This window comes from Streptomyces sp. DG1A-41, from assembly GCF_037055355.1.
In the GTDB taxonomy this organism is placed as follows: Bacteria; Actinomycetota; Actinomycetes; order Streptomycetales; family Streptomycetaceae; genus Streptomyces.
Genome location: NZ_CP146350.1, coordinates 6706642 through 6726857 on the forward strand (window position 1 = coordinate 6706642; position 20216 = coordinate 6726857).

Annotated in this window: 12 protein-coding genes, 1 rRNA gene and 3 pseudogenes; 11 read left to right on the forward strand and 5 right to left on the reverse strand. The window is 68.7% G+C overall.

Annotated elements, in window-relative coordinates; genetic code table 11:
• Window positions 1-4 precede the first annotated feature (4 nt).
• The 3 genes from V8690_RS31445 to V8690_RS31455 all read right to left on the reverse strand — a co-directional run bounded on the left by V8690_RS31445 (window position 5) and on the right by V8690_RS31455 (window position 6452).
• On the reverse strand, window positions 5-1858 hold the full coding sequence (locus V8690_RS31445) for a peptide ABC transporter substrate-binding protein (RefSeq protein ID WP_338783474.1): 1854 nt from the start codon (window positions 1856-1858) through the stop codon (window positions 5-7).
• 315 nt (window positions 1859-2173) lie between these two features.
• Window positions 2174-5698, reverse strand: a complete 3525-nt coding sequence (locus tag V8690_RS31450; RefSeq protein WP_338783475.1) for an SCO5717 family growth-regulating ATPase — start codon at window positions 5696-5698, stop codon at window positions 2174-2176.
• 451 nt (window positions 5699-6149) lie between these two features.
• Window positions 6150-6452 carry a DUF397 domain-containing protein gene (locus V8690_RS31455; protein WP_338783476.1) on the reverse strand — a complete coding sequence of 101 codons (303 nt, stop codon included), beginning with the start codon at window positions 6450-6452 and terminating at the stop codon, window positions 6150-6152.
• Window positions 6453-6790: 338 nt separating this feature from the next.
• On the opposite strand from V8690_RS31455, the gene rpsO reads away from it, so the two are divergent.
• The 5 genes from rpsO to V8690_RS31480 all read left to right on the forward strand — a co-directional run bounded on the left by rpsO (window position 6791) and on the right by V8690_RS31480 (window position 12222).
• Window positions 6791-7078: a 30S ribosomal protein S15 gene (rpsO, locus tag V8690_RS31460; protein WP_010042739.1), complete on the forward strand. Its 288-nt coding sequence runs from the start codon at window positions 6791-6793 to the stop codon at window positions 7076-7078.
• A 301-nt stretch (window positions 7079-7379) separates the two neighbouring features.
• The gene (locus tag V8690_RS31465; protein ID WP_338783477.1) at window positions 7380-9596 is read left to right on the forward strand and encodes a polyribonucleotide nucleotidyltransferase; all 2217 of its coding nucleotides are present in this window, start codon (window positions 7380-7382) and stop codon (window positions 9594-9596) included.
• A complete protein-coding gene (locus V8690_RS31470) occupies window positions 9593-10972 on the forward strand; it encodes a pitrilysin family protein (RefSeq protein WP_338783478.1) in 1380 nt (459 codons plus the stop codon). Before V8690_RS31465 ends, V8690_RS31470 begins: the two co-directional genes overlap by 4 nt.
• A gap of 28 nt (window positions 10973-11000) precedes the next feature.
• Window positions 11001-11753 carry a 4-hydroxy-tetrahydrodipicolinate reductase gene (gene dapB, locus V8690_RS31475; protein WP_338783479.1) on the forward strand — a complete coding sequence of 251 codons (753 nt, stop codon included), beginning with the start codon at window positions 11001-11003 and terminating at the stop codon, window positions 11751-11753.
• Between the two features lie 13 nt (window positions 11754-11766).
• Window positions 11767-12222, forward strand: a complete 456-nt coding sequence (locus V8690_RS31480) for a tetratricopeptide repeat protein (protein ID WP_338783480.1) — start codon at window positions 11767-11769, stop codon at window positions 12220-12222.
• Between the two features lie 83 nt (window positions 12223-12305).
• Here V8690_RS31480 and V8690_RS31485 read toward each other — a convergent pair whose 3' ends face one another.
• Together V8690_RS31485 and V8690_RS31490 are read right to left on the reverse strand one after the other, a co-directional pair.
• Complete coding sequence (locus tag V8690_RS31485; RefSeq protein WP_338783481.1) at window positions 12306-12860, reverse strand: hypothetical protein; 555 nt, start codon at window positions 12858-12860, stop codon at window positions 12306-12308.
• Window positions 12861-12971: 111 nt separating this feature from the next.
• Window positions 12972-13211 (reverse strand): hypothetical protein, encoded by a 240-nt coding sequence (locus V8690_RS31490; protein WP_338783482.1) that lies wholly within the window; start codon window positions 13209-13211, stop codon window positions 12972-12974.
• A gap of 177 nt (window positions 13212-13388) precedes the next feature.
• On the opposite strand from V8690_RS31490, the pseudogene V8690_RS31495 reads away from it, so the two are divergent.
• From V8690_RS31495 to V8690_RS31520, 6 genes and pseudogenes are all read left to right on the forward strand, one after another.
• A pseudogene (locus tag V8690_RS31495) lies at window positions 13389-13679 on the forward strand (FAD-dependent thymidylate synthase); the annotation flags it as partial.
• Window positions 13680-13838: 159 nt separating this feature from the next.
• Window positions 13839-14584 (forward strand): annotated as a pseudogene (locus tag V8690_RS31500) (HNH endonuclease); the annotation flags it as partial.
• A 4-nt stretch (window positions 14585-14588) separates the two neighbouring features.
• Window positions 14589-15038 (forward strand): annotated as a pseudogene (thyX, locus tag V8690_RS31505) (FAD-dependent thymidylate synthase); the annotation flags it as partial.
• A gap of 211 nt (window positions 15039-15249) precedes the next feature.
• The gene (gene dapA, locus V8690_RS31510; RefSeq protein WP_338783483.1) at window positions 15250-16149 is read left to right on the forward strand and encodes a 4-hydroxy-tetrahydrodipicolinate synthase; all 900 of its coding nucleotides are present in this window, start codon (window positions 15250-15252) and stop codon (window positions 16147-16149) included.
• 154 nt (window positions 16150-16303) lie between these two features.
• The gene (locus V8690_RS31515; protein ID WP_338783484.1) at window positions 16304-17989 is read left to right on the forward strand and encodes a ribonuclease J; all 1686 of its coding nucleotides are present in this window, start codon (window positions 16304-16306) and stop codon (window positions 17987-17989) included.
• A gap of 500 nt (window positions 17990-18489) precedes the next feature.
• Window positions 18490-20017, forward strand: a 16S ribosomal RNA gene (locus V8690_RS31520).
• The last annotated feature ends 199 nt before the right edge of the window (window positions 20018-20216 follow it).

Consider the following 20216-nt stretch of genomic DNA (forward strand, 5'->3'; position numbering starts at 1 on the left):
CGCGCTACTCGCGGTCCTCGGCGGTGGAGCGCCGCCGCATCGCCGCGAAGACGCCGAGCCCGGCGAGGACCACGACACCCCCGACGATCCCGAGCACGACCCCCGTCGACGACGCGTTGTCCGACGAGCCACTCGACTGAGCCGGGACCGCCGACCACCAGCTCCAGTAGCCGTCCTGGCCGTAGATGTTCCCCGCCTTCGCCGGCATGGTCGTGATCGACTTGATCTGGTCCGTCCGGTAGGCCTCGACCGCGTTCGGATACGCCATGACGTTCATGTACCCGAGGTCGTACAGCCGCGACTCCATCTGCTTGACGATGTCCGCCCGTTTGGCGGGGTCGTACTCGGCCAGCTGCCGGGCGTAGAGCTCGTCGTACGTCTTGTCACAGATGAAGTTGTCGGTCGCGCCCGTGTCCTTCGGGGTCGCCGGGAGCGCTCCGCAGGTGTGGATGGACAGCACGAAGTCCGGGTCCGGGTTGACCGACCAGCCGTCGAAGGCCAGGTCGTATGTGCCGGCGAGCCAGGGGTCGGTCACGTTGTCCAGGCAGTTGAGCTGGACCCCGATGCCGAGCTTGCCCCACCACTCCTGGAGGTACTTGCCGACCGCCTTGTCATTGGGGTCGGTGGCGTGGCACAGGACGCGGTAGGTGATGGGCTTGCCGTCCTTGCCGACGCGCTTGCCGTCGCCGTTCATCTCGTACCCCGCCTGGTCGAGCATCCGGGCCGCCTCGGCCGGGTCGTACGTCAGCTTCTGGCCGGCGGACGGCTTCCAGAAGTACTGCGAGAAGCGCGGCGGGATGTAGCCCTCGCCCTCGACGGCGTGCCCCTGGAACACCTTGTCGATGATGGCCTTGCGGTCGACCGCCTTGAACAACGCGTTCCGCACCCGCTGGTCCAGCAGGGACGGGTGGCCGTCGCCGAACTTCTCGCCGTTCTTCGCCTTCGCGCCCGGGTTGGTGGCGAGGGCGTAGAAACGGCGGCCGGGGGCGTCGTTGACCTTGATGTTCTCCGCGTCCTCCAGGGAGGCCGCCTGGGCGGGCGTCAGGGACGGCGAACCGGCGACGAACGACACCTCGCCCTTGCGCAGCGCCGACACCGCCGCGTCCTGGTCCTTGTAGTAGCGGAAGACCAGCTCGTCGAACTTCGGCGATCCGCGCCAGAAGCTCTTGTTGGCCTTGAGCCGGACGTAGCTGTCGGCCTTGTACCCGGTCAGCACGAACGGCCCGTTGCCCACCACAGGGAAGCTCTTGTCGTTGTTGAACTCGGAGAAGTCCGAGACCTTCTCCCACACGTGCTTCGGCACGATCGGCACATCGAGCGCGGTCATCGTGGCCTGCGGTTTCTTCAGCTCGATGACCAGCTTGGTGGGGCTGGGCGCCGTCACCTTCCGGAAGTTGCCGACGTAACTGCCGTTCGCCGTGGCGGCGCCGTCGTCGGTCATCATCTTGTTGAACGTCCACGCCGCGTCCTCGGCGGTGGCCCGCTTGCCGTCCGACCACGTGGAGTCGGAGCGGATCGTGTACGTCCAGGTCAGCTTGTCCGACGACGACTCCCACTTGGTGGCCAGGCCCGGGACGGCGTGGTTGTCCTTGGGGTCGTAGTTCGTCAGGTACTCGTACATGAGCCGGTGAATGCTCGTACTGAGCAGCCGGACCGCCAGGAACGGGCTGAGCGAGTCCACGCTCTGCGCCACCGCGACGGTCAGCACCTTCTTGCCGTCGTCGGCCGCACGGGCCTGCCGGGCCGCCGGGTCGAGCGGAGTCGCGAGACCGGCGGTGAGGGTGAGCGCGGCCGCTCCGGCCACGGCGACGAGCCTGAGGCCGCGCGGGAGGCTGCGTGTCTGATCTTTCGTGCCCATGGTCGGACCTCGCGTCATCGCTCGGACGGGGAAGGATGGGTGATCAGGCGTCAGGTTGATCGGTTGTCAGATGGATGATGAGTGTGTCTATCAGCGGCCATCTCACGCGTCAACGGCACATTGACCCCTTGTGGCCTGCGGAAATAACGAATTGGCGAGCTTTCCGCGGCCATTGGTCGAGACCACTGACGCGCCCCTGGCCAGGGCCTGGCAACGGATTTCGCCCCCGGAACGCACCGCGGCCCGCGCCGAGTGGGAACGGCGCGGGCCACGAAGGGGACCGGCCCCTCGAAAGGGGCCGATCGGGTGAGGCGATTACTGCGACGGCGGCGGAGGCGGGGGCGGCGGGGTCTGCCCGTCGGGCTGCGCCGGGTACCCCGGCTGGCCGGGCTGCGGGTAGCCGTAACCGGGCTGACCTGGTTGACCGGGCGGACCGGCCTGCGGGTAGCCGTAGCCCGGCTGCGGGGGCGCTGCCGGGGGCTGTCCGGGCTGGGGATACGGCTGTCCGGGCTGCGGGGCCGGCTGTCCCGGCTGACCGGGCTGCGGAAAGGGCGGCTGACCTGCGGCCTGCGGGTACGGCTGTCCGGGCTGGGCGTACGGCTGACCGGGCTGCGGCTGCTGGGTGTACGGGCCCGGCTGGCCCGGGACCTGCTGGCCGGGAACCGGCTGCCCGGGGCCTGGCTGCTGTCCGGGATACGGGGGCTGGGGCTGGCCCGGGACGGGCTGGCCGGGCAGCGGCGGGGCGGCCACCGGCGGCGGGTTGCCGTCGGAGGTCCACAGGCCGTGCGCCTGCTGGTGGCGGGTGAAGTCCTCGGCGACCATCGCCGCGAGGTTGAAGTACGCCTCCCGCACCTTCGGCCGCATCATGTCAAGGTCGACCTCGGCACCTGCGGCGAGATGTTCGTCGAAGGGCACGACGATGACGCCACGGCAGCGCGTCTCGAAGTGCGACACGATGTCCTCGACCTTGATCATCTTGCCGGTCTCGCGCACACCCGAGATGACGGTGATGGACCGGGCGACGAGATCGGCGTACCCGTGCGCCGACAGCCAGTCCAGCGTCGTGCTCGCGCTGCTCGCACCGTCCACCGACGGTGTCGAGATGATGATGAGCTGGTCGGCGAGGTCCAGCACACCGCGCATGGCGCTGTAGAGCAGTCCGGTACCGGAGTCCGTGAGGATGACCGGGTACTGCTTGCCCAGCACGTCGATCGCGCGCCGGTAGTCCTCGTCGTTGAAGGTCGTCGACACGGCCGGGTCGACGTCGTTGGCGATGATCTCCAGCCCGGACGGCGCCTGGGACGTGAACCGCCGGATGTCCATGTACGAGTTGAGGTACGGGATCGCCTGGACGAGGTCACGGATGGTCGCCCCGGTCTCGCGCCGCACGCGACGCCCGAGGGTGCCGGCATCCGGGTTGGCGTCGATCGCGAGGATCTTGTCCTGCCGCTCGGTGGCGAGCGTGGAGCCGAGCGCGGTGGTCGTGGTCGTCTTGCCGACACCGCCCTTGAGGCTGATCACGGCGATCCGGTAGCAGGAGAGCACCGGCGTGCGGATCAGCTCCAGCTTCCGCTGCCGCTCGGCCTCCTCCTTCTTCCCACCGATCTTGAACCGTCCGCCGCCGGCCGCCGGACGGCTGCTCTTGGCCTTCTGCTTCTTGCTGTTCAGCAGCCGGTCGGACGACAACTCAACGGCAGCGGTGTAACCGAGCGGCGCGACCCCCGGGTTGGTCGGCTGCCGCTGGTCGTGCTGCATGGGCTGCGGCCAGGCGGCCCCGGTCCGCGGGTCCACGGGCTGCGGAGGCTGCCCTTGCCCTTCGGGCTGCGACTGGGCCTGGGCCTGCGGGGGCACGCCGGGGTGGGGGAAGCCGTAGCCGCTCGGGGGGTTGGGCGCGGGGGTGGGTGGGGTGTTGGGCTGCTGTGCCTGGGCGGGCGTGCCGGGGTGGGGGAAGCCGTAGCCGCCTTGCGCGCTGGGCGCGGGGGCCGACGGGCTGTCGGGCCCGGGCTGCGGGAATCCGTAACCGCCCTGCGCGTTCGGGGCGGGGGCGGGCGGGGTGTTGGGCTGCTGGGCCGGGGGTTGATGTGCGGCCGGGGCGCCGGGGTGCGGGAAGCCGTAGCCGCCCTGGGCGTTGGGCGCGGTCGGCGCCGGAGCTCCCGGCTGCGGGAAGCCGTGGGCGCCGGGCTGCGGTGCGGGCTGGCCGGGCGGCTGGTTCGGCGGCGTCGGTGCGGTCGGCGGGTTCCAGGCGGCGGGCGCGGGCTGCGGCGCCTGCGGCTGGAACGGCGGCTGCTGAGCCGGCACCGACGGCTGCGGCTGCGCGGGCGCGTTCGGGTCCGTGGGCTGGGCCTGCGGCTGAGGCTGGTGCTGCGGCTGCGCGGGCCACTGGCCGGCCGGGGCCGGAGCGGCCGGCTCATACGACGGCGGCAGCGGCGGCATGGCCTGAGGAGCCGGGGGAGTCCAGGCGGGCTGGGCGCCGGACACACCCGGCGCGGCGGCGTCGTGCGGAACGCTGTCCTCCGAAGCGGCGTCGGCGGGCGGGGCGTCGTCGGGCTGTGCGTCGGCCGGCTCGGGAGCAGCCGGGACCTCGTCCGCAGGCACGGCATCAGCCGGGTCCTCATCGGCAGGCACCGCGTCCACAGGAGTCGCATCCGCCGGGACCGCCTCCGCGGACACCGCGTCCACATCCGCAGGCACGGAGTTCTCGGGCTCGGCATCCTGCGGCCCGGCCTCGTCCGTCTCCGCCTCCGGAGCCGCGTCCTCGGGAGCCTCTTCCTCCGGTGCGGTCACCGCACCTTCCCCGTCCCCGCTGTAGGCATCGTCGGAAGCAGGCCCGTCCGCACCGGACACGTCAGCCGCATCCACCGCCACCACCGAGTCGGAGGAGACGTCTTCGCCGGCGTCACCGTCGGCGTCGATGGGAGCGCCCTCGACGTCACCGCCGGACTCCTCGCCCGGGCCGGAAGCGGCCGCGCTGTCCTCGTCGGCCGACTCCAGCCGTGCCTCGGCCTCGGCGGCACGCTCCGCGAGCTCCCGCTTCAAGGCGACGGCGGAGAACCGCATCGTGGCACCGCTCTCCAGATCACCGTGCCCCGGCTCCGCGTCATCGGAAGCCGGAGCAGGCGAAGCCTCGGGAGTGGCCGGAGCCTGCGACGGAGGGGCCGGCGCCCACTGCGCCTGATACCCACTGACGGGGATGTTCGGCACGGCCGTAGGAGAGGCCGGATCCGCCGCAGGCGTCTCGGCCCGCCCTTGCGGCGGCGAGCCTGGTGACTGCGCCCCCTGCGGCTCGAACCCCACCGGAAGCCGGGGCACGGCAGCCGGCCCTCCGGAAGCAGGTGCGGGCGGCGTGAAGGGCGCCCCCGGCCCGGGCGCGGGAGGTGCGGGAGGCGTAGGAGGCGTGAACGGAGCGCCCGGAGCAGGAGGCGGCGCGGGCGGCGTGAAAGGCGCCCCCGGGGCCGGAGAAGGAGCCGGTGCCGGAGCCGGGCCGGAAGCCTCCCCCTGCCCCTGCCTCGGAATGGACGATGCCGCACCGGAAGGATTGGCATGCGGCGGCGGAGTGAGCCCGGGCAGCGGCGGAACCGGCCCGCTCGGCGCCCCGGACTCCTGCGCTTGGGAACCCCCCTGCGGGCGGGGTCCCCCGGGCGCCCCGGAAACACTCGAGTCCTCGGACGCACCCGCTCCCTGCCCCGAGCTCGAACTACCCGAGGCGTTCTGCGTGTACCAGGCCGGCGGCGCGTAGTCGATGGTGAACTCGCCCGTCATCTCTGCCGCGGACTCCGCGTCGGGCTGGTCATCGCCGGGTGTCGCCCAGCCCCCGCGGTTCCCGTCCCGATCGCTGCTCACAGTGTTCCTCCTGGTGTGGTCGAGCACCCTCATGCCGTGCTGGGGCGACCCTTGCTTGTCGTCCGACGTCGTACGAGGTCGTTCTGAGGCGTAAACAGGGGTCGTCCGAGGTCGTCCGGATCCAGGCTCCCCCGCTCTCCCCCTGGGACGCCCACGCCTACTCACGGGTTCTGACGTCGCGCCCTGTCCCAGCCTAATCACCACAAGCCCCACCTCGGCAGGCCCGTCCACCCCCGAGCCCCTGTCCGTCGCGTCACTTTGGTGAACAAACAGGGTGACTAACGTGAAGAACCACGAACCACCTTGCCCCGAAGGTGCCTTGAAACGGACCGGCCGCCGCACACGAACAAGCGCGACCACACACGAAGAAGCACGGCGAGGGGCGGCCGATCACCGGCCCACCCCTCGCCGCGCTCCGCGGAAGCTACGTACGACTGCGGAGAATCTGCGACTACTGCCCGGCCTCCGCCTGCAACTCCCCGTTGTGCGCCCCCGGCTCCAGATCGAACTCCCCGTCCCGCGCTCCCAGCACGAACGCCCGCCACTCCGCCTCGGTGTAGCGCAGCACCGTGTCCGGGTCGAGCGAGGACCGCATCGCCACCGCGCCCTCGGGCAGGTACGCGATCTCGACCCGCTCCTCGTGCTCCTCGGTGCCCGGCGCGCAGTGCCACTCGACACCGGAGATGTCGAGGGCGTAGAGCTCGTCGCGCTCCCGCTCCTTGCGTGCCTTGATCTCCTCAGCCGTCTCCGCCATGCCGTAGCGACCCCTTCCCGACGTACCGGTTCCGAACGTCCGGATCCCGACGTGCCAACGACGACGTGCGAAGGGCGACGTACCCACGACGCCGTACCGACGATCCGAACCCGCTCACCCTAGTGGCCCCGCCCGCCCCCTCCGGCCGGTTCGGGGACCAGCGCAAAGACGGCCCCGACCGCCTGGTACCCTGGTCGACGGCCGTTTGTGTACGCACCCCCGGAGCCCACGCCCTGGGGGCCGCGCCCAGCGGATCCCCGCCTTCCGAGTCACGGAAGCTCCCCCGAGAAGCAGACCGGGGGCACTCGGTGGCCATTCACAGACTATGAGGAGTACGCGTGTCGCTCGACGCCGCTACGAAGAAGCAGATCATGTCCGAGTTCGGTACCAAGGAGGGCGACACCGGCTCCCCCGAGGTCCAGGTCGCTCTGCTGTCGCGTCGGATCTCCGACCTGACCGAGCACCTCAAGACCCACAAGCACGACCACCACTCCCGCCGTGGTCTGCTGATCCTGGTCGGTCAGCGCCGCCGGCTGCTCCAGTACCTCGCCAAGAAGGACATCCAGCGCTTCCGTGCGCTGGTCGACCGCCTCGGCATCCGCCGCGGTGCGGCGGGCGCCAAGTAAGACGCTGTGAAGGGAGCGGTTCCCTGCTGGAAAGGGGACCGCTCCCTTTGCTGTACGTGCGGAGTGTCACTGCCGCTTTGTAGTGTGGTAGCACAACGCCATACGGACGACACAGCACGACAAGAAGAGGGGAAGCGCGCCTAGCCGCCGCCGGTCCTCGGTAGTGGCCCCCGGGGGAAGCGAGCCCCGGGTGCTTCGATCGAAGACCGGCCCGCACAGCACGGAGCGCTTCTCCGCCACCGTCCCCCTGCCACACGGGCAGCGTGGGACGAAAGACGACAAAGTAACGGAGAAAACGCTAGTGGAGAACGAGACCCACTACGCCGAGGCCGTCATCGACAACGGTCCCTTCGGCACCCGCACCATCCGCTTCGAGACGGGCCGCCTGGCCAAGCAGGCCGCCGGCTCCGCCGTGGCGTACCTGGACGACGACACCATGGTGCTGTCGGCCACCACCGCGTCCAAGAACCCCAAGGACCAGCTCGACTTCTTCCCCCTCACGGTGGACGTCGAGGAGCGGATGTACGCCGCCGGCAAGATCCCCGGCAGCTTCTTCCGTCGTGAGGGCCGGCCCTCCGAGGACGCGATCCTCACCTGCCGCCTGATCGACCGCCCCCTGCGCCCGTCCTTCAAGAAGGGCCTGCGCAACGAAATCCAGGTCGTCGCCACGATCATGGCGCTCAACCCCGACCACCTGTACGACGTTGTGGCGATCAACGCCGCCTCCGCGTCCACGCAGCTGGCCGGTCTGCCCTTCTCCGGCCCGATCGGCGGCGTCCGCGTCGCGCTGATCCGCGGTCAGTGGGTGGCCTTCCCGACGCACACCGAGCTCGAGGACGCCGTCTTCGACATGGTCGTCGCGGGCCGCGTCCTGGAGGACGGCGACGTCGCGATCATGATGGTCGAGGCCGAGGCCACCGAGAAGACCATCAAGCTGGTCGAGGGCGGCGCCGAGGCGCCCACCGAGGAAGTCGTCGCGGCCGGTCTGGACGCCGCGAAGCCCTTCATCAAGGTCCTGTGCAAGGCCCAGTCGGACCTCGCCTCCAAGGCCGCCAAGCCGACCGGGGAGTTCCCGATCTTCCTGGACTACCAGGACGACGTCCTCGAGGCGCTCACCGCCGCCGTCAAGCCGGAGCTCGCTCAGGCGCTCACCATCGCCGGCAAGCAGGAGCGCGAGTCCGAGCTGGACCGTGTCAAGCAGCTCGCCGCCGAGAAGCTTCTGCCGGAGTTCGAGGGCCGCGAGAAGGAGATCTCCGCCGCGTACCGCTCGCTGACCAAGCAGCTGGTCCGCGAGCGCGTGATCAAGGAGAAGAAGCGCATCGACGGCCGCGGTGTCACCGACATCCGCACCCTGGCCGCCGAGGTCGAGGCGATCCCGCGGGTCCACGGTTCCGCGGTGTTCGAGCGCGGCGAGACCCAGATCCTGGGTGTCACGACGCTGAACATGCTCCGCATGGAGCAGCAGCTGGACACGCTGTCGCCGGTGACCCGCAAGCGCTACATGCACAACTACAACTTCCCGCCGTACTCCACCGGTGAGACCGGCCGCGTCGGCTCCCCGAAGCGCCGCGAGATCGGTCACGGCGCCCTCGCCGAGCGCGCCCTGATCCCGGTCCTGCCGGCCCGCGAGGAGTTCCCCTACGCGATCCGCCAGGTCTCCGAGGCGCTCAGCTCGAACGGCTCGACCTCCATGGGCTCGGTCTGCGCCTCCACCATGTCGCTGCTGAACGCCGGTGTGCCGCTGAAGGCCCCCGTCGCCGGTATCGCCATGGGCCTGATCTCCCAGGAGATCGAGGGCGAGACGCACTACGTCACCCTCACCGACATCCTCGGTGCGGAGGACGCCTTCGGTGACATGGACTTCAAGGTCGCCGGCACCAAGGACTTCGTGACCGCCCTCCAGCTCGACACCAAGCTGGACGGCATCCCGGCCTCCGTCCTGGCCGCCGCCCTGAAGCAGGCCCGTGACGCCCGCCTCCACATCCTCGACGTGATGATGGAAGCGATCGACACGCCGGACGAGATGTCCCCGAACGCGCCGCGGATCATCACCGTGAAGATCCCGGTCGACAAGATCGGTGAGGTCATCGGCCCCAAGGGCAAGATGATCAACCAGATCCAGGAGGACACGGGCGCCGAGATCACGATCGAGGACGACGGCACGATCTACATCGGTGCCGCCGACGGCCCCTCCGCCGAGGCCGCCCGCGCCACGATCAACGGCATCGCCAACCCGACGATGCCGGAGGTCGGCGAGCGCTACCTCGGTACGGTCGTCAAGACGACCACCTTCGGTGCGTTCGTCTCCCTGCTGCCCGGCAAGGACGGTCTGCTGCACATCTCGCAGATCCGCAAGCTCGCCGGCGGCAAGCGCGTGGAGAACGTCGAGGACGTTCTCGGCGTGGGCGCCAAGGTCCAGGTCGAGATCGCCGAGATCGACTCCCGCGGCAAGCTCTCTCTGATCCCGGTCATCGAGGGCGAAGAGAACGATGAGACGAAGGACGACACCGACAAGTGACGTCGAGTAGCTCCCAGGCGACGGCCCGCACCTCTTCCGAGGCGCGGGCCGTCGCCCGTACCCAAACCCTGATCAAGGGCGAGAACGGCATCGGCACGGTCCGCAAGACCACCCTCCCCGGCGGCCTGCGCATCGTCACCGAAACCCTGCCCTCGGTCCGCTCCGCGACCTTCGGCATCTGGGCGCACGTCGGCTCCCGCGACGAGACCCCGGCCCTGAACGGCGCCACGCACTACCTGGAGCACCTGCTCTTCAAGGGGACGACCCGCAGGTCCGCCCTGGACATCTCCTCCGCGATCGACGCGGTCGGCGGCGAGATGAACGCGTTCACGGCGAAGGAGTACACGTGCTACTACGCGCGCGTGCTCGACACCGACCTGCCCCTCGCCATCGACGTCGTCAGCGACATGCTGACCGGCTCGCTCATCCTCGAGGAGGACGTCAACGTCGAGCGCGGCGCCATCCTCGAAGAGATCGCCATGACCGAGGACGACCCGGGCGACTGCGTGCACGACCTGTTCGCGCACACGATGTTCGGCGACAACTCCCTCGGCCGCCCGGTCCTCGGCACCGTCGACACGGTCAACGCCCTCACCGCCGACCGCATCCGCCGCTTCTACAAGAAGCACTACGACCCGACCCACCTCGTGGTCGCGTGCGCCGGCAACATCGACCACAACAAGGTCGTACGGCAGGTCCGTACCGCCTTCGAGAAGGCCGGCGCCTTCAAGGATCTCGCCGCCGCGCCCGTCGCCCCGCGCAGCGGCCGACGCGCCCTGCGCACCGCCGGCAGGGTCGAGCTGATCGACCGCAAGACCGAGCAGGCCCATGTCGTGCTCGGCATGCCGGGCCTGTCCCGCACGGACGAGCGCCGCTGGGCGCTGGGCGTGCTGAACACCGCCCTCGGCGGCGGCATGTCGTCCCGCCTTTTCCAGGAGGTCCGCGAGAAGCGCGGCCTGGCCTACAGCGTGTACTCGTACACCTCGGGCTTCGCCGACTGCGGCCTGTTCGGCGTGTACGCGGGGTGCAGGCCGTCGCAGGTGCACGACGTGCTGAAGATCTGCCGCGACGAACTCGACCACGTCGCCGAGCACGGCCTCTCGGACGACGAGATCGGGCGCGCCATCGGCCAGCTCCAGGGCTCCACGGTCCTCGGCCTGGAGGACACCGGCGCGCTGATGAACCGTATCGGCAAGAGCGAGCTGTGCTGGGGCGAGCAGATGTCCGTCGACGACATGCTGTCGCGGATAGCCTCGGTCACCCCGGACGACATCCGCTCGGTCGCCCGCGAGATCCTGGGGCGGCGGCCCTCCCTGTCGGTCATCGGCCCGCTGAAGGACAAACAGGCGGCCCGCCTGCACGACGCCGTCGCCTGACAACCCCCTGGTGAAGGAAGCACAAGAGATGAGCAAGCTGCGCGTGGCGGTCCTCGGCGCCAAGGGCCGGATCGGCTCGGAAGCCGTACGAGCCGTCGAAGCCGCCGAGGACATGGAACTGGTCGCCGCGCTGAGCCGCGGAGACAAGCTGGAGACGCTGGCCGAGACCGGCGCCCAGGTCGCGGTCGAACTGACCACGCCCGACTCGGTCATGGCCAACCTCGACTACTGCGTACGCCACGGCATCCACGCGGTCGTCGGCACCACCGGCTGGACCGACGAGCGCCTCGCGCAGCTGAAGGGCTGGCTGGAGCAGTCCCCGGAGACGGGCGTGCTCATCGCACCCAACTTCTCCATCGGTGCCGTCCTGACCATGAAGTTCGCGCAGATCGCCGCCCCGTACTTCGAGTCCGTCGAGGTCGTCGAGCTGCACCACCCGAACAAGGTGGACGCCCCCTCCGGCACGGCCACGCGCACCGCCCAGCTCATCGCCGAGGCCCGCCGCAACGCCGGCACCGCCCCGGCCCCGGACGCCACGGCCACCGCCCTGGACGGTGCCCGCGGCGCCGACGTCGACGGAGTGCCGGTCCACGCCGTCCGGCTGCGCGGCCTGCTCGCCCACCAGGAGGTTCTGCTCGGCGCCGAGGGCGAGACCCTGACGGTCCGGCATGACTCGCTCCACCACAGCAGCTTCATGCCGGGCATCCTGCTCGGCGCCCGCCGCGTGGTGAGCACCCCGGGCCTGACCTTCGGCCTGGAACACTTCCTGGACCTGAACTGAGCTGCTGACAGTCATGCGCGCGAAGCTCACCTACGTCCTCACGGCCGCGGTCCTGGTCGTCTACTTCGTCCTGGTCGGCAGCCGCGGCGTCCTGCTCATCGAGACCGGCACCCCCCTCACCGTCACCTTCGGTGTCGCGGTGCTGATCCTGCCGGCCATCGGCCTGTGGTTCCTGTGGAAGAACACCCAGTTCGTCCGCAGGGCCAACGCCCTCGCCGCCGAACTCGACGCCGAGGGCGGCCTGCCCGTCGACGAACTGAGGCGCACCCCCAGCGGGCGGATCGACCGGGACTCGGCCGACGAGGTCTTCGCCAGACGCAAGGCCGAGACGGAGGCCGCCCCCGACGACTGGCGCGCCTGGTTCCGCCTCGCCGTCGCCTACCACGACGCCCGCGACACCCCGCGCGCCCGCAAGGCGATGCAACGCGCGATCGCCCTGCACGACGGCAAGCAGCCCGAGACGGCCTGAACCGCACCCCGCTCATGCCGGAGGGGCCGGACCGTTCGCGGTCCGGCCCCTCCGGCATGAGAATCCGGGATCACCGAGGGACGTCAGTGCGGGCGGTACTCGTCCGCCCAGGCCTCGACCGAGTCGGCCGCCCGGTCGAAGGCCTCCACCCGGCCCAGGAAGTCCGCGTTGTGCGTGGTCAGCAGCGCCGACCCACCGTCCGGCGACTGCCCCTGCCGGACCAGCAGCAGCGCCTGCCCCTGCACCGGCCGGGGCAGCCCCAGCCAGCGCACCGGCTGCTGCACCGTGCGCACGGCGGCGACCTGGTCCCAGGACGCCGTACGGGTGGTAAGGAAACTCACGTGCCGCAGCCCGCGCGCGCTCACCCACACGCCCACGCGGAGCAGCCGAAGCGCCCCGGCGATGACGAGCAGCGCGAGCCCGAAGACCACACCGGCCGAGGCCAGTTGGGCCGTCGCCGCGATGATGACCGCCGCGAACAGCACGAACGAGGCGAGCAGCAGCGCCAGGGCCGCCGCCCCCACCCGCCACGGCCCGGGCCGGTACGGCCGCCGCCAGCGGTCACGGTCGTCGTACGGCAGCGGGACATCGTCCGCCGCCTCGAAAACGCGGTCGGCCGTCAGGAAGGGCAGGGGCACGGCTGGTCCTCACTCGATCCATGCTGGGCTGTGCCCGGTGAGGTTACCGATCTGTGTCCCCGGTCACCACTGGCGGGGGGCCGGATGGAGTCACCGCCGGTCCGGGGCGGTTCAGCGACTCTCGGACGCCTGGGACTGCTGAGGCTGCTGGGCCGAATGGTCGGGCGACAGCGCGGGCGTCCCGATGACCAGGGACCCCACGAGCCCCGCCACGATGGTGAGCCCCATGAGCCATCGCCCGGCCATCTGGCCGGCGGACAGCCGCTCACGCGGTGGGGGAGTGACATTGCTGCGGAACCTGTCGGCCTCGGCGACGAAGGCAAACGGTACGGGTTCACGCCGACCGAACATCAGGGGTGCGTCTCCCTTCAAGGGTGGAACGGATCACTTTCATCTGTAGAGACGAACGAACTCCCTCAGAGGTGCCCTGTTTCGCCGACTTCATTGCGGCACGCCACCGATCGCGCGGTTTTCGTCGGGCCGTAGAGTGGCGTCGCCACAAGACGAGATGGGAAGGCCCTGCCAACCGTGACCGACACCCCCGCCGACGACCTCAAGCCCAGCTACCGCAGCGATGTGACCGTCGAGCTGGTCAAGCACACCGCGTCCGACGCGGACGTCCTTTTCTCCGCCCGCGTCTCGACCCTCGGCGAGCAGTCCCTGGACGAGCTGAACAAGGACCCCGAGCGCTCCAAGGGCCTGATCAACTACCTGATGCGGGACCGGCACGGCAGCCCCTTCGAGCACAACTCGATGACCTTCTTCATCAGCGCCCCGATCTTCGTCTTCCGCGAGTTCATGCGGCACCGCGTGGGCTGGTGCATCGCGGGTGACACGGAGATCACGCTGGTGAGCGAGGCCGGTCACCTCCGCCGACGCACCATCGCCGAGCTGTACAGGCTCTGGCACCTGGGCGTCGAGGACCGTCTGCCGCACTCGGCCGGTGGTGTCACCTGGCACAGCCGGGCGGGCAAGTGGATGGCCCAGGTCCGACGCGGCGACACCAACCACTACCTCGGCCTGTACGAGAGTCGCGAGGCGGCCGAGTCCGCCGTCGCCGAGTTCCGCGAGCAGCATCCCAGCACCCGGATCCGCAAGCTCGAATCGGTGCGCCGCAACCACGTGCGCTGCTACGACGAAGAAAGCCTGCTTGCCCAGCGGGCCAGGATCGTCGACGTGATCGAGTCGGGTGTGAAGCCGCTCATCAAGATCACCACGGCCTCGGGTAAAACCCTCCGCTGCACGGTCGACCACGCAGTGTTCACTCCCGAAGGCTGGTGCAAGGCGGGTGAACTCACCGTCGGGGACGCCGTGCTGGTGGCCGGCACGGTCCCGCGCCCGTCGCAGGCCCTGGTCCCGCCGAGCCTGCGCCGTGGCATCGGCGTGTGGACGGCCATGCAGCGCGAGAAGCTGATTAAGGAGATCGACGCCTGCCACCTGTGCGGACAGGACTTCCCGCGGGACCGACTCGCCCTGGACCACAGGGTCCCGGTGGCGAGCGATCTGACGCAGGCCCTCGATGAAAAGAACCTCGCGCCCGCGTGTGAGCCGTGCCACGCCACCAAGAGCGCCGGGGAGCAGGCACTGGCCCAGCGCGGCGGCAAGATCGCCAAGGCAGTGCCAGACCCCGTCGTGGCCATCGAGGGGGACGGTGAGGAGATGACGTACGACCTCTCCGTGGAAGGTCCCTGGCACAACTTCCTCGCCAACGGAATCGTCGTACACAACTCGTACAACGAGGAGAGCGGCCGCTACCGGCAGCTCCAGCCGGTCTTCTACGTCCCCGACGAGTCCCGCAAGCTCGTCCAGGAGGGCCGCCCCGGCAAGTACGTCTTCGTCGAGGGCACCCAGGCCCAGCAGGAGCTGGTCGGCCGCGTGATGGAGGACTCCTACCGGCAGGCCTACGAGGCCTACCGTGAGATGCTCGCCGCCGGCGTCGCCCGCGAGGTCGCCCGCGCGGTCCTCCCGGTCGGCCTGTACTCCTCGATGTACGCCACCTGCAACGCCCGCTCGCTAATGCACTTCCTCGGCCTGCGCACCCAGCACGAGCTGGCCAAGGTCCCCTCCTTCCCGCAACGCGAGATCGAGATGGTCGGCGAAAAGATGGAGGCCGAGTGGGCCCGGCTCATGCCGCTCACCTACGCCGCCTTCAACGCGAACGGACGCGTGGCGCCATAACCCGCCCCGGTTCCCCGATCAGGTACAGATGTACGGTTCAGCCGCGCGAAGTGTCCGTATTGCGGCATTTCGAGAAGTTCATCTAGCCTGATCAAACGGGTCCGGCACTGCTTGAACCCCCGAGCAGGCAGTGCCGGGCTCCACCTTTGTCATGACTTGTCGCCTCCCCCTAGGGCAGACCCGGTCCTGAGCAACGAGTAGCGTGTAACCCATGGCTCCGACCTCGACTCCGCAGACCCCCTTCGGGCGGGTCCTCACCGCCATGGTCACGCCCTTCAAGGCGGACGGCGCACTCGACCTCGATGGCGCGCAGCGGCTCGCCACCCACCTGGTGGACGCAGGCAACGACGGCCTGGTCATCAATGGCACCACGGGTGAGTCGCCGACCACCAGCGATGCGGAGAAAACGAATCTCGTACGGGCGGTCCTGGAGGCCGTCGGCGACCGCGCCCACGTCGTGGCCGGAGTCGGCACCAACAACACCCACCACAGCATCGAACTCGCCCGCGCGGCGGAGCGCACCGGCGCGCACGGCCTGCTCGTCGTGACGCCGTACTACAACAAGCCCCCGCAAGAGGGCCTCTACCGGCATTTCACGGCCGTTGCCGACGCCACCGAGCTGCCGGTCATGCTCTACGACATCCCCGGCCGCAGCGGCGTCCCGATCAACACGGAGACGCTCGTCCGCCTCGCCGAGCACCCCCGGATCGTCGCCAACAAGGACGCCAAGGGCGACCTCGGCCGCGCCAGTTGGGCCATCGCCCGCTCCGGCCTCGCCTGGTACTCCGGCGACGACATGCTGAACCTGCCCCTGCTCTCCGTGGGCGCCGTCGGCTTCGTCTCGGTCGTCGGCCACGTGGTCACCCCCGAGCTGCGCGCCCTGGTCGAGGCGTACACCTCGGGCGACGTCCAGAAGGCCACCGAGATCCACCAGAAGCTGCTCTCGGTCTACACGGGCATGTTCCGCACCCAGGGCGTGATGACGACCAAGGCGGCACTCGCCCTGAAGGGGCTGCCTGCCGGGCCCCTGCGCGCCCCCATGGTCGAGTGCGCGCCCGAGGAGATCGAGCAACTCAAGATCGATCTTGCCGCCGGCGGGGTACAGCTCTGACACCAGACTTCGCGCGGCCTCCGCGCACTTGCTTCACAACTGAATAGGCGGGCCACCGGTGCCCGCGCCACCCCATATGACAACTGCTTCTGCACGAACGTCACGCGCGCCACGTGCCCTACCGGTACGTGGCGCGCGTGGTGAGGAGAGTCTTTTGAGTCATCCGCATCCCGAACTCAGCCCGCCCCCGCCGCTCCCCGAAGGCGGCCTGCGGGTCACCCCGCTCGGCGGCCTCGGCGAGATCGGCCGCAACATGACGGTCTTCGAGTACGGCGGCCGTCTGCTGATCGTCGACTGCGGAGTGCTTTTCCCTGAGGAGGAGCAGCCCGGAATCGACCTGATCCTGCCGGACTTCTCGTCCATCAGGGACCGCCTCGACGACATCGAGGGCATCGTCCTCACGCACGGCCACGAGGACCACATCGGCGGCGTCCCCTACCTCCTGCGCGAGAAGCCGGACATCCCGCTGATCGGCTCCAAGCTGACCCTCGCCCTCATCGAGGCCAAGCTGCAGGAGCACCGCATCCGCCCGTACACCCTCGAGGTGGCGGAAGGGCACCGCGAGCGCATCGGCCCCTTCGACTGCGAGTTCGTCGCGGTCAACCACTCCATCCCCGACGCGCTGGCCGTGGCCATCCGCACCCCCGCGGGCATGGTGGTCCACACCGGCGACTTCAAGATGGACCAGCTCCCGTTGGACAGCCGCCTCACGGACCTCCACGCGTTCGCACGCCTGAGCGAGGAGGGCATCGACCTCCTGCTCTCGGACTCGACGAACGCCGAGGTCCCGGGTTTCGTCCCGCCCGAGCGGGAGATCTCGAACGTCCTGCGCCAGGTCTTCGCAGGCGCCCGCAAGCGCATCATCGTCGCGAGCTTCGCCAGCCACGTCCATCGCATCCAGCAGATCCTGGACGCGGCGCACGAGTACGGCCGCCGCGTCGCCTTCGTCGGGCGCTCCATGGTCCGCAACATGGGCATCGCGAGGGATCTGGGCTATCTGAAGGTCCCCCCGGGCCTGGTCGTGGACGTCAAGACGCTCGACGACCTCCCGGACAGCGAGGTGGTCCTCGTCTGCACGGGCTCCCAGGGCGAACCCATGGCGGCGCTCTCGAGGATGGCCAACAGGGACCACCAGATCCGCATCGTCCAGGGCGACACGGTGATCCTGGCGTCGTCCCTGATCCCCGGCAACGAGAACGCGGTCTACCGCGTGATCAACGGCCTGACCCGCTGGGGCGCCCACGTGGTCCACAAGGGCAACGCCAAGGTCCACGTCTCCGGCCACGCGTCCGCGGGCGAGCTGCTGTACTTCTACAACATCTGCCGCCCGAAGAACCTGATGCCGGTGCACGGCGAATGGCGCCACCTGCGCGCCAACGCCGAGCTGGGCGCCCTGACCGGCGTCCCGCACGACCGCATCGTCATCGCCGAGGACGGCGTCGCCGTCGACCTCATCGAGGGCAAGGCCAAGATCTCCGGCAAGGTTCAGGCGGGTTACGTCTACGTCGACGGCCTCTCGGTCGGCGACGTGGGAGAGCCGGCCCTCAAGGACCGCAAGATCCTCGGCGACGAGGGCATCATCTCGGTCTTCGTGGTCATGGACTCGTCCACCGGGAAGATCACCGGCGGCCCGCACATCCAGGCCCGCGGCTCCGGCATCGAGGACTCCGCCTTCGGCGACGTGATCCCCAGGATCACTGAGGTACTCGAACGCTCCGCCCAGGACGGAGTGGTCGAACCCCACCAGCTCCAGCAGCTCATTCGCCGCACGCTGGGCAAGTGGGTCTCGGACACGTACCGGCGCCGGCCGATGATCCTGCCTGTGGTCGTGGAGGTCTGACGATCCGTCGGGCCTGACCAGGCGCCAACTGGGAGCGGGGCTCCTCGATTTGCATCGAGGAGCCCCGCTCCAGTAGGTTTACAACTCCTCCCGACGGGGCACCCGGCCAACTCCAGTGCCGGAACCACGCTCCGGACGAGGGAGGGAAATCCGGCTCAGAAACCTCTGATAAAGTCGGAAGCGCCGGAAAGGGAAACGCGGAAGCGGGAACCTGGAAAGCACCGAGGAAATCGGATCGAAAAGGATCTGATAGAGTCGGAAACGCAAGACCGAAGGGAAGCGCCCGGAGGAAAGCCCGAGAGGGTGAGTACAAAGGAAGCGACCGTTCCTTGAGAACTCAACAGCGTGCCAAAAGTCAACGCCAGATATGTTGATACCCCGTCTCCAGCATCTGCTGGGGCGAGGTTCCTTTGAAAAAACACAGCGAGGACGCTGTGAACGGTCGGATTATTCCTCCGACTGTTCCGCTCTCGTGGTGTCGACCGGATTACCGGTACACATTCACGGAGAGTTTGATCCTGGCTCAGGACGAACGCTGGCGGCGTGCTTAACACATGCAAGTCGAACGATGAACCACTTCGGTGGGGATTAGTGGCGAACGGGTGAGTAACACGTGGGCAATCTGCCCTGCACTCTGGGACAAGCCCTGGAAACGGGGTCTAATACCGGATATGAGTCTCCATCGCATGGTGGGGGCTGTAAAGCTCCGGCGGTGCAGGATGAGCCCGCGGCCTATCAGCTTGTTGGTGAGGTAACGGCTCACCAAGGCGACGACGGGTAGCCGGCCTGAGAGGGCGACCGGCCACACTGGGACTGAGACACGGCCCAGACTCCTACGGGAGGCAGCAGTGGGGAATATTGCACAATGGGCGAAAGCCTGATGCAGCGACGCCGCGTGAGGGATGACGGCCTTCGGGTTGTAAACCTCTTTCAGCAGGGAAGAAGCGAAAGTGACGGTACCTGCAGAAGAAGCGCCGGCTGAACTACGTGCCAGCAGCCGCGGTAATACGTAGGGCGCGAGCGTTGTCCGGAATTATTGGGCGTAAAGAGCTCGTAGGCGGCTTGTCACGTCGGTTGTGAAAGCCCGGGGCTTAACCCCGGGTCTGCAGTCGATACGGGCAGGCTAGAGTTCGGTAGGGGAGATCGGAATTCCTGGTGTAGCGGTGAAATGCGCAGATATCAGGAGGAACACCGGTGGCGAAGGCGGATCTCTGGGCCGATACTGACGCTGAGGAGCGAAAGCGTGGGGAGCGAACAGGATTAGATACCCTGGTAGTCCACGCCGTAAACGGTGGGCACTAGGTGTGGGCAACATTCCACGTTGTCCGTGCCGCAGCTAACGCATTAAGTGCCCCGCCTGGGGAGTACGGCCGCAAGGCTAAAACTCAAAGGAATTGACGGGGGCCCGCACAAGCGGCGGAGCATGTGGCTTAATTCGACGCAACGCGAAGAACCTTACCAAGGCTTGACATACACCGGAAAACCCTGGAGACAGGGTCCCCCTTGTGGTCGGTGTACAGGTGGTGCATGGCTGTCGTCAGCTCGTGTCGTGAGATGTTGGGTTAAGTCCCGCAACGAGCGCAACCCTTGTCCCGTGTTGCCAGCAGGCCCTTGTGGTGCTGGGGACTCACGGGAGACCGCCGGGGTCAACTCGGAGGAAGGTGGGGACGACGTCAAGTCATCATGCCCCTTATGTCTTGGGCTGCACACGTGCTACAATGGCCGGTACAATGAGCTGCGATACCGCGAGGTGGAGCGAATCTCAAAAAGCCGGTCTCAGTTCGGATTGGGGTCTGCAACTCGACCCCATGAAGTCGGAGTCGCTAGTAATCGCAGATCAGCATTGCTGCGGTGAATACGTTCCCGGGCCTTGTACACACCGCCCGTCACGTCACGAAAGTCGGTAACACCCGAAGCCGGTGGCCCAACCTCCTTGTGGGGAGGGAGCTGTCGAAGGTGGGACTGGCGATTGGGACGAAGTCGTAACAAGGTAGCCGTACCGGAAGGTGCGGCTGGATCACCTCCTTTCTAAGGAGCACTTCTCACCAAGCCTGGCTTGGTCAGAGGCCAGTACATCAGCGAGTGTCTGATGCTGGTTGCTCATGGGTGGAACGTTGACTACTCGGCACGGTCCAGGATGGATCAGGCGCTAGTACTGCTCTTCGGAGCGTGGAACGCTGATCTGGTCAACTGACTGTGTCGGGCACGCTGTTGGGTGTCTGAGGGA